Source organism: Dyadobacter sp. 22481, from assembly GCF_052044875.1.
In the GTDB taxonomy this organism is placed as follows: Bacteria; Bacteroidota; Bacteroidia; order Cytophagales; family Spirosomataceae; genus Dyadobacter; species Dyadobacter endophyticus.
Map to the genome: position 1 here is coordinate 2348741 of NZ_JBQENV010000001.1, position 14198 is coordinate 2362938.

The window sequence follows — 14198 nt, forward strand, 5'->3', positions numbered from 1 at the left end:
TCGATTTGGAATGTAGTGAATACTTAGTAAAGCACATTTTTGGCAGATATAATGTGCTACTCCTATGGACAGTATTCTAGGCCTCTTTCCCTGACAACTTCAATATCGGAATCGTCTATTTATTTCCCATGGAAATCCCAAATGTAATGCGTGAATCGTTCCGCTTGCGACCGGCTTCTACCACGCTTTCAAACGAATTTTCAAAACTCGTCCGGAGTGTCACCCATTTGTTGAGCGGCAGTTCTGCCGAAAGAATCGTATTCCATCGCAAGTTCGACAGGTCATTCAACGCGGGCTGGATGAATGTAAGGTGATTCAAACGGAATTTGTCCGATAAAAAGGAATGCTTCCCCTTGATACGAAAGGAATTCCGGATGGTGGATACCGTCGCTTTTTCAAAAAAGTTGGTCGATTCGTAGAGTAGCGCGTCGGTAAGGCTGAGGTCGTGCGACTTGGACTTGACCACCCGGTACCCGATTCCCGCCCCGGCCATTTGCCGTAAATCGATGCGACGTAGATTGCTGGTTTCCAACGCTGCAAGGCCGAAAACGTAAGTTTTTCGTTTTTTGAAAACATCCACAAAAAGATCCACGTAAGTATCCCGCTCAGCGAGGATGCCGTTCTGCTTTCCGTAGGTAAACCGCGGATTGGTGGCGATGTTGATCATCGGCCCGCTAAAAACCAGCTCGGCCCGCAGGACCATCAGGCTCCGGTTGACATTTCCTTTGGTAAAGTTGCCGTCGCCAATGAACCGGTAGCGGACAGTGTCAATCAGCAAGCGGGGCAGAATAATGGCCGTATCGAGCCTGGCGCTTGTAGCGGAGTCGGCTGGCAGCAATTTCAGAACCGTCGTGTCCGGTTTAGCGTCCTGTGCCAGTGTGGGGACGGATATTAGAAGAAAAAGAAACGCGGCAAGCGGGAAGAAACGGAAGCAGATCAGATTTTTCATTAACGCAAATTTTGCAAAATAATGGTGCCAAACGTACCCGCAGTTGTTAATTTGCCTTATGAACCAGAATGACCCCGCGGGAATGCCGGTACCCGGACAGCATAATTTCATTTTTCTCGATTTCAATATTTCCGAATTGTCTGTTTCGCATATTCTGAACAACAGTTCTGAAATGCCTCAGACCGAAAAAAGAGGCTATTTCGACATTCAGCCTCATGAAATCGATGTCGATTATGCTGCATTCCGTGTAGCCGTCAACCTTACGGAGACATTCAAGGTGGTGGTCAAACAGGACCATAAATCGGTGAACCTTTACTGCGAATGCATCCGCCCGAAGCGGAAGCTGTGCGAACACCAGAGCCAGGTTTTGTATAACCTGCTCAATCGAAGGGACCTGCGTGCGTTCTTCGATAAAAAGCTTCGACGCGAGAAAATCAAGGAGGTGGCATTTATTTACGGCATGCAGGATGAGCCTGAGCTCGACCGGTATTTCCAGCTGGAATACGGAGCCCGCGAATTGCAGGTCAAACCGAAGTTGAAGGAGCTGATCCCGGTCGATACATTGTCGGTGGAGGCTTTGCAGGAACAGCTTCTACCCAAAACGGCGCGCGATTTCCCCGGCCCCAAACCACAGGCCGTCGATACAAGAACGATCGTCGCCATTGGCCTGAACAAATACTACGACCATTTTTACATGGAAATGTACGAGGCTCCGGTAACGCGGCAGGGAAAGCTAAAAAATCCTTTTGTTCTGCTCAATCCGCTCGAAATGATCTGGAAAACGCAGGAAACCGATTCAATCAAATTTCACACGGCTATTGCTTCCTTTCAGAACAATTTTAGGAAAAAGAACCCGGAAACCGACCTACCGGGACTGCATTCGATTGTTCAGAACCCGCTGAAACTCGATTTTTACTACCATAACCCTTCGGTTTCCGAAAATCTTAATGCCGCCTCGCTTGTACCGGTAAAGCTCGCTGCGACCCCGGCCGACCTGCAATTGACGATCGACAAGAAGGACCCGTTTTTCCAGATCAAGGGCGAGCTGATACTCAATAATGTCCACCTTGACATCGAAGACGTACAGTTCCGCTACGATTACTTTGTGCTCTACAAAGATTCGCTCCACCTGATCGAAAGCCAGGACATTCTCAGGACGCTGCAATTTTTCAGGCAGCATAACCAGCGCATTTACATTCACGAATCCAAATTCGAAGCATTCAGGGTCAATTTGCTCTCGAAGTTGGGCAATGCGATCCGGATCAACTATACCTATGTGAAGGCGGCCACACCTGCGCAACGTGAAGAGCAGGGATTTGATCAGGGCATTGAAAAGATTATTTATCTCGAAGACGTCGGTAACTACGTGATGATCACACCCGTGCTTAAATATGGTAAGATAGAAGTGCCGCTTTTCTCCAAAAACGACATTTACGCGGTCGATAACCACGGTAATCCGTTCATGGTGCGGCGCGACGAGGAAGCCGAACTTCGGTTTGGCAGCGCGGTAATGCGCCAACACCCCGATTTTGAAGAGCAGTTGGGCAGGGAGTTCTTTTACCTACACCGCGCGCGATTCCTGAGCGAAGATTGGTTTCCCGACGCATTCGAGGAATGGCAAAACCAGGGTGTCACCATCCTCGGATTTAACAAACTGACCAAAAACCGTTTGAACCAGCACAAAGCCAAAATTTCCGTACACATGGCCAGCGGCATCAACTGGTTCAATACGACGGCCAATGTGGAATTTGGCAAACAAAAAGTTACGCTCAAACATTTGCACAAGGCTGTAAAGAACCGCAGCAAATATGTAGAGCTCGGCGACGGCACAATCGGTATCCTGCCCGACAAATGGGTCGAAAAATTTGCTAAGTTTTTCGAAGCGGGCGACATTGCAGGCGAGGTGATCCAAACGCCCAAAATCCGTTTCGCGTCGGTAGAAGAAATGTACGAAGGCGAAATGCTCGACCGCGAGGTGAAGGAGCAGATCGCCTTCTACCAGTCGCGAGTCGAGGATTTCCGGTCCATTCAGGCAGTACCCGTGCCGAGGACATTGAAAGCGAGCCTGCGCAACTACCAGAAACAAGGTTTGAATTGGCTCAATTTTCTCGACGAATACAATTTCGGCGGCTGCCTGGCCGACGATATGGGGTTAGGCAAAACCTTACAAATCATTGCATTCATATTATTACAGAGAAAAAAACAGGTAAAAAACACCAACCTGATCATCGTGCCTACTTCGCTGATTTTCAACTGGCAGGCCGAGGTCGAAAAGTTTGCCCCCAGCATTAAAATACTTACCATTTACGGTTCCGACCGGGTGAAGGAAGCAACCGACTTCGATCGGTACGAGATCGTGCTAACCTCATACGGCACGCTGCTTTCAGATGTGAATTTTTTAAAAACATACCATTTCAACTACATTATCCTCGACGAATCGCAGGCCATCAAAAACCCCGAATCGCAACGCTATAAAGCAGCGAGGCTGTTGCAATCGCGCAACAAGCTGGTGATGACCGGAACGCCGGTCGAAAACAACACTTTCGATCTTTACGGCCAGCTTTCGTTTGCCTGCCCCGGGCTACTGGGCAACAAAACGCAGTTCCGCAACCATTTCTCGATCCCGATCGACCGGTTCAAGGACAATGAGCGGGCGGTAGAACTTCAACAAAGGATCAACCCGTTCATCTTGCGCCGTACCAAGCAGCAGGTAGCTTCGGAGCTACCCGAAAAGACGGAAATGGTCATCTACTGCGAAATGGGTGAAGAGCAACGCAAGGTTTACAATGCCTACGAATTGGAATTTTACAATTTCCTGAATACTAAAAATGACGGCGACATCGAACGCAGCAGACTGCACGTTTTGCAGGGCCTCACCAAGCTCCGGCAGATTTGCAACTCGCCGGCGTTGCTGCGCGACGACCTGTATTATGGCGATTCTTCGGCGAAGATCGATGTGCTAATGGAACAAATAGAAGACACGGCGCCCTGGCATAAGATCCTGATTTTCTCGCAGTTCACCTCCATGCTAGACCTGATCCGGCCCCAACTGGAAGAACGTGGAATAGGCTACGAGTACCTGACCGGCCAGACGCGCGACCGCGGAGCCCGCGTGGATAATTTTCAGACGAATGAGCAGGTACGCGTGTTTCTGATCAGCCTGAAAGCCGGCGGAACGGGGCTGAACCTTACCGAAGCCGATTACGTATACCTGATCGACCCGTGGTGGAACCCGGCCGTCGAAAATCAGGCCATCGACCGCAGCCACCGTATTGGCCAACAGAAAAACGTGATCGCGGTGCGGCTGATCTGTCCCGGAACGATCGAAGAGAAAGTGATGGAATTGCAGGAAGCAAAAAAAGACCTGGCCAACGACCTCGTGAAAACCGATACGGATATCCTCAAATCATTGACCAGGAGTGATTTAATGGCGCTGATCTCGCGTTAGTCGAGGTTTTTATGGATTTCGTTAACCAGGTATTCTTTGGGATCATTGAAATACTCCCAAAAGAAAATGCCAGCTAAGTTATTCTTTTTCACATACTTGCATTTCTCTTTGATCGACTTCTCGTCTTCATAGGTAATGAGTATTTTGGTAGAATCGTTGAACAGATAAGGCGCTTTGGCCTTTTTATCATAGTACTTTTTATAGCCGTTTTGGTCAATGACCGTATCTTTCAGTTTGGTGTAGCCGCCTCCCTGCACCGATTTCGCCCGCTTAGCACCCATGCCGTGATGATCGGCCGTCTCAGCCTCCCAGCCTTTGCCATAGAAAGCGGCGCCCAGCCCTATCTTGCTCGCAGGCACACCCGCGGCGATGAAATTCTTCACAGAACGGTCGGCCGACGAGCCTTCGCCCGAGGGGTCGTAATCGTAAAGGTTGGTATGGTGCCCTACGGTACCGTTTCGGCCGCCGTAATCGTAGGTCATGATCAGCACGTAATCCAGGTAAGCCTGGGCGAGGCCCATTTCGGTGTGTTCGATAAAAGATTTCGAACCTCCCACAGCTGTGGTGAGCAGGTATTTCTTTCCTTTTTCCTTTTCAAGTAAATTTAATTCATCGCGCAATGCCTTGAACATCAGCGTAAAGTTCTGCTTGTCTTCCGGGCGAAAGATATTGCCTTCTTCTCCGCGCATACCAGGATATTCCCAATCAATATCCACCCCGTCGAGGTCGAACTGGCGCACAATGTCAACGCTCGATCTCGCGAATTTCAGACGGGACGATTCGGTCAGCACCGCATCGGAGAAGTTCTCACTCCAAGCCCAGCCGCCGATCGAGATGACGATTTTCAGGTCCGGGTTTATCTTTTTGAGCACATTCAGTTTCCTGAAATTGGTGGAATCGGTCGCCAGGTTAGTAAGCACGGCCATGCTGTCGTGTACATTCACAAATGCATAATTGATGTGCGTCAGCTTCTCAGCATCGATTTCTTCCACATTCGCCAGCCCGCGAAACCCGCCCACGTAAGCATTCACAATGTATTTCTTCTTCTTTTGGGCCGAAACGGCGCTGGACACGAGCAGGCACAAGGCAAGCGCCAGGAAAGAGAAGCCTGGAAATGGCTTCGGAGGACAGCATCTCATAAAGGTCAGTAAATTTAGGTTCAGGATATATCAATAAAGCAGTATCCGCTTCGATATTACTTCCTTACCATTATCGGTTACAACCACATACACCCCTGCTGGCAGCAAGCTCAGATCCACGCGCTCCTCCCGCTTGATTCGCTTTGCCTTATGTGGCCGGCCAGTAAGGTCATATACCGACAATTTTGCCTCCGCTGCGCCGTTAAGGTTCACCACAAGGGTCCTACCTGCCATATATACCAAATACCGGTTGCCTGGCGTGTCTACACTGGTAATAATGGAAGCCGCGCGAACGATCCCTAGCAAACTGTAAGGCGATTCCCCGCCTGCATTGATGGCTTTAATACGGTAAAAGTAGTCGGCCGCTTCAAGCTCCGATTTGTCTTCATATTGAAGTACGGTCGCCGCGACCTTGCCTATTTGCGCAAAGTTACCGTCGCCTTTCGCGCGCTCAATTACGACTTCGGTCGCATTGCCCGTCGGCTTCGACCAACGTAGCTGGACCAGGTCCGGCGCGGTGGGTACTGCCGTGAAGTTTTCCGGCGCATCCGGCACCTGAACGTTCTGCGTTTTGACCGGGCCCGTATTGATATATGCCGATGCCCCAACTGCATTCACAGCCCGAACACGATAATAGTACGCAGTCGCCGCAGCCAGGCCGGTGCTTTGGTATGCAGTCGCGTTAGCGGCAAGGTCGGCGATTTTAGTAAAAGTGGTCCCATTCGGCGAGCGTTCCACCTGGTAACCGGTTTCATTACTTGCATGATCGGTCCATTTCAGGTCTATTTGTGAAGTCGAAACAGCTGTGGCGATCAGGTTAGAAGGTGCATTAGGCGCTGCCTGCAACGTGGAAGCGTTAGCGGTATTGGAATAGGCGGATGCCCCGGATGCATTTTTGGCGCGCACCCGGTACCAGTATTTGCTGGCGGATTTGAGCCCCTTATCCTGATAAGTGATACTATTGGCGGGCAGATCGGCTACTTTTACAAATTTCGTCCCGTCCGTCGACTGTTCTACCTCAAAACCCGATTCGTCGCTCGCCAGATCCAGCCATGTGAGATTAATCTGGCTTGCCGACGCGGGCAGGGCAGCCAGCGTCGTGGGCGCTTTTGGAATGACGGCCAAAGTCCTAAATGGAAGTAAGAGGGCAATGAGAAAGGTTACTAAAAGCGAAAATGCGCGGGCTTGGTTCATGGATTCGGGATAAATAGGGAAGCAAAAATAGGGGTTAAAAGCATTTATGCCACCCGTTAGAGCCATCCGCGCCTTTTAAACCAGACATAAATCCCGAAAGTGATTGCGCCCATCAGGATCATTACGCCCGGGTACCCCCATTTAAGCCGTAGTTCAGGCATGAAATCGAAATTCATCCCATAGATGCCGACAATAAATGTGAGCGGCATGAAAAAGACCGAAAATACGGTAAGTACCCGCACAATCTCATTGGTCCGCTGGGAGGAAATCGAGAAATAAACCATCACCAGATGATTCATGTTTTCGAACAGGGTATCATAGATGTTGTGCAACTTCACATACAGGTCACGCGTGTCGCGCGTATAGGTATTGGAATGCCCGGGAACATCCATTTTATCGACAATCTCGTGCGAAAGCATCAGTATGCGCCGTGTAACCTCCACCCTTCTCCTCAGATAATACAAGCCCTTTAGAAGTGACGCTTTGCGGGTTTTGAGGAACATATTCTCCTCATAAAACTCGATATCCTTGGTCAGCTTCAAAGATGGAGCCTCGTAGGTGGCAATGCAGCTTTTAATGATCTCATTCACCAGCTGAATCGTGTCCTCGCAAGAATGCTGGTCTACCTGCTGCTCCAAAATGACTTCCGGTGCGCCCCACTCTTTTTTATGCATGGTGATCACGAACTCTTTCGTCATAAAGATCGCCAGTTTGTTGGTCAGTTCTGCGACGGTATCGGCCTCGGTGCCCACTTTATCGCTGTGTATCCTGAAAATAATGAATACGTAAGAGCCTACATCTTCATATTTGGGCAAATGGTCGGGTTGCAGCCAATCTTTAATCGAGGATTCGTGCAATCCATGTTTTTCCCTGATCTGTTTTAATTCTTCATCATCCGGGTCTGTGACGTCAATCCATTCGAATGGATATTGGGATGAATCTGCAATAGTCTGGATCATAATGGATTACAACTTACACTGTTAAATAAAATGCTCATGACTAGCGGGCCGGTTTTTCAGGCTTCGCATCAAGGATAAAACGGAGTGACTGGTCCCTCGTAAAAAAGGCTACCATCCAGTTATAGAAAGTTTTGATCTGGTTGCGGTAACGGATCAGCGAAAACAAATGCACGACCATCCACAGAAAATAAGCGATAAGGCCCTTGAAATGCAAGCCCGGCAGATCGGCCACAGCCTTATTAACGCCAATAATTGCCATTGTACCTTTATCGACGTATCGGAATTCCCTTGGCGGCTTTCCTTCCTGCCACAACCGCAGGTTATGTGCCAGGTTTCTGCCTTGCTGAATTGCTACCTGGGCTAGCTGCGGATGTCCGTTCGGGTACTTTTTGTCCGCGTCCATCAAGCAAATATCGCCTATGGCAAATATATTATCCGACCCCTTCACGCGATTGTAAGCATCCACCATTACCCGTTTGCCTTTGCCGAGCACTTCCTCCGGCAAACCAGGCAATGCAGTTGCGGTCACACCCGAGGTCCATATCAGTGTTTCGGTTTCGATTGTCTTACCATTGGCAAATGTGACAGTCCCATTCGCATAATCCTTCACCGCGTGATCCAGCAGCACTTCTATCCCCAGCCCCCGCAGCTCGGCAAGCGTCTCCTCCTGCGATTTTTTGCTCATCGGGTTTAAAACCACCGGCAATGCATCGACGAGATAGATTTGCACATCTTCCTTTCTTAATTCAGGATAGTCTTTTTTGAAAATGGACTTGTGCATTTCCGCCAGCATTCCCGAAATTTCGACGCCGGTCGGCCCAGCGCCTGCAACTACGATGGATAGCAGCCTTCTGCGGGCAGCGGAGTCTGTTTCTTTGGCCGCCACCTCTTTCAGTCGCAGGATGTGGTTCCGTAAGGCAAGCGCATCCTGTACAGTTTTCATCGGTACCGCATTCGCCCGCACGTTTTCCATCCCGAAATAATTGCTCTCGGTGCCGGTTGCGAATATGAGGTAGTCATAATAGATATCGCCACTTTCGGTCGCCACCCTTCCTTCATCGGGAAAAATCCTCTCAAAGGCTCCGAGACTAAACCTGAGATTACTTTTGTCCTGAAAAAACTTGCGGAACGGATAGCTGATATTCGAAGCCTCGAGAAAGCCTGTCGCTACCTGGTAAAGCAATGGCGGGAAGAAATTGTAGTTGTTCTTGTCCACCAGCACGATTTGAAACAATTTATTGCGGGAAAGCTTCTGGGCGAGGTTGATCCCGCCGAAGCCTCCGCCTACTATTACTACCTTTTTTACATCCATAATTTACCTGTTTACTAGCCGGTCTTTTCAGCCGTATGGCGTGACAGCATTAATAACTATGCCGAACGCTTCCAGAGGTGCAACAGCCCTTTTTTGGGGTTTTAATGCATACAGTGAACTGTGAAAATCTTTACTCATCTCCCGCTGTTACGCCGCTCCCAGGGCTTGACGGGCTTCGGTTTGCTATTGGCATGTGCTTTTTGACAATGCCGCATCCACAAACATTCAAATACTATGAGCTTCGAGATCGATACCCGCGGGCAGACGCAAAGCACCCGCCCTGGCATAGAAGAAATTATGGACCCGGCACCGGTCGTAATCCGGGAGAACTACCGCGGTAGCGGCAAGCTACAAGGTAAAACAGCCCTTATAACCGGTGGCGACAGCGGCATAGGTCGTTCGGTGGCAGTTCATTTCGCCCGGGAGGGTGCCGATGTTGCCATCGTCTATCTGGACGAGTCCCAGGACGCTTCCGATACCAAAGCAATGGTCGAGGCCGAAGGTAAAAATTGCCTGCTGCTCCGGGGCGACATCCGTAGCGAGGTATTCTGCAAAGAAGCGGTGAGCCGTGCAGTGAACGAGTTCGGAAAATTAAACATACTCGTTAACAATGCCGCCGAGCAACATCCTAAGGAGAATGTGACCGAGATTTCACCCGATCAGTTGAATGACACATTTGCCACCAACATTTTCTCCTTTTTCTATTTCACCCAGGCCGTTTTGCCGTATCTGGACGAAGGGGATTCGATTATTAATACAACCTCGGTGACGGCATATCATGGTAGTCCGTCACTGCTCGATTATTCTTCTACCAAAGGGGCAATTGTTGCTTACACCCGGTCGCTGGCCGATAACCTAGCCGAAAAAGGCATAAGGGTGAATGCAGTAGCACCAGGGCCGATCTGGACGCCGCTTATTCCGTCGACCTTTGATTCGGAGCGGGTAAAGCAGTTCGGCAAAGACACACCCTTCAAACGGCCCGGACAACCCTGCGAAGTTGCGACATGTTACGTGTTTCTGGCCAGCGAGGACGCCTCCTATATGAGCGGGCAGGTACTTCACCCGAATGGCGGGCAGGTTGTGAACGGATAGTGGCAGACGGCTAGTCGCGGACGAATATCTTATTTAAGCAGCCATTTTCGGACCGCAGCTTCGAGCGTATCTTTCAGAACCGGCTTGGTGAGATAATCGTCCATTCCGGCTTCGATACATTTTTCACGCTCGCCCACGACCGTACCGGCTGTGAGTGCGATGATCGGCACGTGGGTGAGCCCCGCCCCCTGCCTGATCTCGCGCGTAGCTTCGTACCCGTTCATCTCAGGCATTTGAATATCCATAAAAACGATATCAGGGCTTGTCCTGCGGAATGCCTCGATGGCTTCCTTGCCGTTGGTCGCCTCGATCAGCTCGCTGCCAGGTAATATTTTGTTAAGCATCGATTTAACCAGCAACATATTGATCTTGTGATCTTCTGCGATGAGTATTTTCACTTCGCCTGTTTCGTAAATTGCTTTCGGAATTTCTTCATTTGCAGATATTTTCTCTGGCTGCTGAGAGATTTTCGATTTGAGCCCGAGATCGGAGAGCGCGTGAAACAGCTGTTGGATTTTCACCGGTTTCACTAAAAAATGTTTGACATCCAACTCATTGCCGAAAGCACTGAGAGCCTCATCGTCAAGCGAGTCATTTAGTAATATTACAGGTTGTCCTGCACCCCTGTCTCCCAGTTTCCTGATCATCCGAATCGTTTCGATCCCGTCCCATCCCGGCATCTGGCAATCTATCAGTATCACATCATATCTTTTGCCCGAAGACAATATTTCATAAGCCTTTTCACCGCTACGAATATAGTCCGATGCTATGCACTTGTTGGTGAGCATGTCCTGCAAAATCTGACCATTACGCACGTTATCATCCACGATCAGCACCTGCCCGATCTGTTCGACATTCTCCCAGTCAAACCGGTCCTCGCCTTCAATGGCGCGGAATGTCACATCGAAAAAGAAGGTACTGCCCTTCTCAAGAGTGCTCGAAAGTTGTAAGCGGCTGTCCATCAAACCAAGCAGGCTATTAGAAATGGTCAGTCCAAGCCCTGTGCCACCAAACCGCTTCGTGGTGGAGGAGTCTTCCTGCGAAAATGCCTCGAAAATTCGTCGCTGGTTCTGAGGATCGATACCAATGCCTGTGTCGCGGACAGAGAAGCGGAACGTATTTTCCAATCCGCTTACCTTATGCAGTAATTCTATTTTCAATTCAATTTCGCCCCGAATCGTGAATTTGACCGCATTACTGAGCAGGTTCACCAGAATCTGCCGCAGCCTCACTGAGTCGCACCATACAAACTGCGGAATGTCCCCTGGGATATTCAGCAGCATTTCCAGGTGCTTCTGCTGCGCCTGGTAGGTTACCATATCAGCGACCTGGCCACAAACTTCGAGCAGATCGGTCTTTTCAGGCGTTAGTTCGAGCTTGCCGGCTTCTATTTTGGAGAAATCAAGGATATCGTTGATGATGTCCATCAGTGAATTGGCCGACTGAAATACCATCGACATATACTGTTGCTGGGTTTCGTCCAGATTGGTCTTCATCAGCAAGTCCGTAAACCCGACCACACCGTTGAGTGGCGTTCTGATTTCGTGGCTCATATTAGCCAGAAACTGCGACTTTAATTTGCTGGCTGCCTCGGCATGTTCACGGGCTTCGAGCAATTCGAGTTCTGCGCGTTTCCGCATCGTAATGTCGCGAATCACCGCCTGGATGATCTCGGTGTCATTGACTTTCATCAGATTAAGCAAGACTTCGGCAACGAACGATTCTTTTGATTCGCCGAAACGCCTGTATTTCCATTCGAAGCTATGTGTACCTTTTTCATAAACTGCCTTCACATGCCTGTTGCCCTCGCTTTTGTTATTCTCCATACCTACCTCGTTCAAGCCCGACAAGTCGCCCATCGGCATATTCACAAAGCGATCAACTGAATCGATCCCGAACATCTTCAATGCGGCATTATTGCAATCCAGATAGCCGGTATGATCAAAAAGAATTACAGCATCGCTCGTGGAATCGTATAGGCTCCGGAATTTGGCTTCCGAGCTCTTAATATCCACCTCCGCCTGCTTTCTGGAGGTAATGTCCTGAAAGGCGCCATAAATGCGCACACATATACCATCGATCACCTCTGACTTCCCGATCGTCCTTACCCACAACTCATTGCCTTTGGCCGTTACAACTTGCAGCTCACTGTCCCAGGGAGTTCCATTTGCCAGGCATTCGTTTACCACCCGCCCTATCTCCTCCCTGCTATGTCCTTCTTTGTAAAAATGAATAGCTGTTTCGAGGCTGGGAACGTAGTCCTCAGGTACTTCATGCATTTCCTTGGTCGTCGAAGACCAATAAAGCTCGCCGGTGCGCACATAGTATTCCCAGCCACCCACATGCGCCACGCTGTGGGTCTGTTCCTGGATATCCTTGATCCTTTTTAGCTCCATATCCGCCTTTTTGCGGTCGGTTATATCCCTTTCTACCGCGATAAAGTTGATGCAGTTGCCGTAATCGTCGAATACAGGAGTAACTTTGAGGTCCACCCAATAACCCACACCCGTTTTGGTATAGCAGAGCACTTCCTCCCTGACGACCTTCTTCTCCTTGCAATACAGCGCGATTCTGTCAAGGGTGTCAGGGTCGGTCTCAGGTCCACGGAGTAAATGAAGCGGGTTCTTGCCCCTGACCTCCTTTCGGTCATAACCGGTGTGCGTCTCATAGGCTTTATTGACCCAGGTAATATATCCCTTGCTGTTGGTGATCACAATATAGTCCGTCGTGTTCGAGGCTACAATGGCCAGCTCTTTGAGCCGCTCGCGGGAATTTCGCAGTTCGGTAATGTCATGGCTGGTAAGGATGATGTCCCTGCTGACCGGATCTATATTGGCGCTGGTATTGCTCCACGACCACGATCCGTCACTATGCCTGATCCGATGTTCGACACCCCCGGGCACGGGTACGCCGGTTTCTGAGGTGATCCGCAATGCCTCAAAACAGATATGAAAATCGTCGGGGTGTATGAATTCGGTAAATGGCCTCCCGACGGTTTCTTCAACCGTGTGCCCATACATCGATGTCCAACTCGGCGAAACATAACTAAAAACGCCCAGCGGCGAGATTGTAAAGAGGACATCCTGCATATTGGACACAAGTACCGAAAGGTCTTCCTGCACTTTGAGCTGCTTGGTAATGTCGTATCCCACACAAAAAATCTCGGAGACAACCCCATTCTCGTCTGCAATACCCGTGAATTCCCACCGCGTCGTTTTGACACCGCCGGGAGATGAATACTTCCGAAGTACTACCGGATTGGGTATACCCGGATTGATAAAGCACTGCTCACCCGCCTGCAGGCATTTGACGACATCCTCAGGAACAACACCGCTAAGTGACGACCTGCCGATGATCTCACTGCTCTCCATGCCATAAAATTCGCTGAAATGATCGTTGACATATTTGTAGTTTCCTTCCAGATCAATGCTTGTAACAAAAATCGCATGGCTGTTCAATAACGACTTGTATAGCTCCGTGCCCGTAGCCAGCCCCGGCATTTCAGGCATCAGGACATCGCGGCGGAAACCCGACAATACAAGCCAGCCATGCGGCTCGGAATAGGTACAAACAGAGGTAACGGCCAAGCGCAGCGATTGCTGATTATTCTGAAGAATCCGAATAATGCCATGGCGGGGGTCCGGATTGTCCGGGAAACTTGCGCGGGCTTTATCGAGATGAAATGTAAAAGATTGATTCTTAAAAAGTGAAGAAACCCCGCCGGGCCCTTCCTGAACACCCGGCCCTAGCATCTGCCGCAACCTTGCATCGGCCCAGCAATCGCACGGATCCGAATGCCTCCAAATCAGTAATCCGTCTATGGCTGAGTCCTGAATGAAGTCGAAAATACATTCATCCTTTTGCAGCAGCTTTAACAGCTCCCTCTTCAGATCATTCATTCTCAAAAAAACTTACAATTAGAAACGTAGTGGTAGTGGTAAATCCTTGATCGTACAATATAGGATTTATCCGACGATTTTGAAGAGTGGAAATCTATGCGGGAGCTAATTTTATATTATTCTAAAATAAATTCGACAGTCACGTCCGTTACATCTATCTTTTTGCAAGCCCTCTTCCCGACTGGCGGAAAAAAGGGCTTTGGGCA

At 49.6% G+C, this 14198-nt stretch carries 8 protein-coding genes; 2 read left to right on the plus strand and 6 right to left on the minus strand.

The window, feature by feature from the left end; translation table 11 throughout:
- Window positions 1–115 precede the first annotated feature (115 nt).
- Entirely contained in the window at window positions 116–949 is an 834-nt protein-coding gene (locus ACTJJJ_RS09165) for a DUF481 domain-containing protein (protein ID WP_188928363.1), read from the minus strand.
- Between the two features lie 58 nt (window positions 950–1007).
- Between ACTJJJ_RS09165 and ACTJJJ_RS09170 the strand changes: the two genes are divergently transcribed.
- A complete protein-coding gene (locus ACTJJJ_RS09170) occupies window positions 1008–4397 on the plus strand; it encodes a DEAD/DEAH box helicase (protein ID WP_426294012.1) in 3390 nt (1129 codons plus the stop codon).
- Here the strand turns inward: ACTJJJ_RS09170 and ACTJJJ_RS09175 are convergent.
- The 4 genes from ACTJJJ_RS09175 to ACTJJJ_RS09190 are packed head-to-tail and all read right to left on the minus strand — an operon-like array spanning window position 4394 to window position 9001.
- Window positions 4394–5536: a glycoside hydrolase family 18 protein gene (locus ACTJJJ_RS09175; RefSeq protein WP_440701702.1), complete on the minus strand. Its 1143-nt coding sequence runs from the start codon at window positions 5534–5536 to the stop codon at window positions 4394–4396. The two genes, ACTJJJ_RS09170 and ACTJJJ_RS09175, sit on opposite strands and share 4 nt — an antisense overlap.
- 30 nt (window positions 5537–5566) lie before the next feature.
- A complete protein-coding gene (locus tag ACTJJJ_RS09180) occupies window positions 5567–6730 on the minus strand; it encodes a fibronectin type III domain-containing protein (protein ID WP_426294010.1) in 1164 nt (387 codons plus the stop codon).
- 56 nt (window positions 6731–6786) lie between these two features.
- Window positions 6787–7689: a magnesium transporter CorA family protein gene (locus tag ACTJJJ_RS09185; protein ID WP_188928358.1), complete on the minus strand. Its 903-nt coding sequence runs from the start codon at window positions 7687–7689 to the stop codon at window positions 6787–6789.
- 40 nt (window positions 7690–7729) lie between these two features.
- Window positions 7730–9001: an NAD(P)/FAD-dependent oxidoreductase gene (locus ACTJJJ_RS09190; RefSeq protein ID WP_426294009.1), complete on the minus strand. Its 1272-nt coding sequence runs from the start codon at window positions 8999–9001 to the stop codon at window positions 7730–7732.
- A 234-nt stretch (window positions 9002–9235) separates the two neighbouring features.
- Here ACTJJJ_RS09190 and ACTJJJ_RS09195 point away from each other — a divergent pair, with 234 nt between their 5' ends.
- Window positions 9236–10093, plus strand: a complete 858-nt coding sequence (locus ACTJJJ_RS09195; protein WP_188928354.1) for an SDR family oxidoreductase — start codon at window positions 9236–9238, stop codon at window positions 10091–10093.
- A 29-nt stretch (window positions 10094–10122) separates the two neighbouring features.
- Here ACTJJJ_RS09195 and ACTJJJ_RS09200 read toward each other — a convergent pair whose 3' ends face one another.
- Entirely contained in the window at window positions 10123–13992 is a 3870-nt protein-coding gene (locus tag ACTJJJ_RS09200) for a PAS domain S-box protein (protein ID WP_426294007.1), read from the minus strand.
- Between the last annotated feature and the right edge of the window lie 206 nt (window positions 13993–14198).

Bases quoted from the DNA above. Each gene is read 5' to 3' on its own strand.
- ACTJJJ_RS09200 (WP_426294007.1), bottom strand. From the start codon at position 13,992: ATGAATGATCTGAAGAGGGAGCTGTTAAAGCTGCTGCAAAAGGATGAA.
- ACTJJJ_RS09185 (WP_188928358.1), bottom strand. From the start codon at position 7,689: ATGATCCAGACTATTGCAGATTCATCCCAATATCCATTCGAATGGATT.
- ACTJJJ_RS09175 (WP_440701702.1), bottom strand. From the start codon at position 5,536: ATGAGATGCTGTCCTCCGAAGCCATTTCCAGGCTTCTCTTTCCTGGCG.
- ACTJJJ_RS09190 (WP_426294009.1), bottom strand. From the start codon at position 9,001: ATGGATGTAAAAAAGGTAGTAATAGTAGGCGGAGGCTTCGGCGGGATC.
- ACTJJJ_RS09165 (WP_188928363.1), bottom strand. From the start codon at position 949: ATGAAAAATCTGATCTGCTTCCGTTTCTTCCCGCTTGCCGCGTTTCTT.
- ACTJJJ_RS09195 (WP_188928354.1), top strand. From the start codon at position 9,236: ATGAGCTTCGAGATCGATACCCGCGGGCAGACGCAAAGCACCCGCCCT.
- ACTJJJ_RS09180 (WP_426294010.1), bottom strand. From the start codon at position 6,730: ATGAACCAAGCCCGCGCATTTTCGCTTTTAGTAACCTTTCTCATTGCC.
- ACTJJJ_RS09170 (WP_426294012.1), top strand. From the start codon at position 1,008: ATGAACCAGAATGACCCCGCGGGAATGCCGGTACCCGGACAGCATAAT.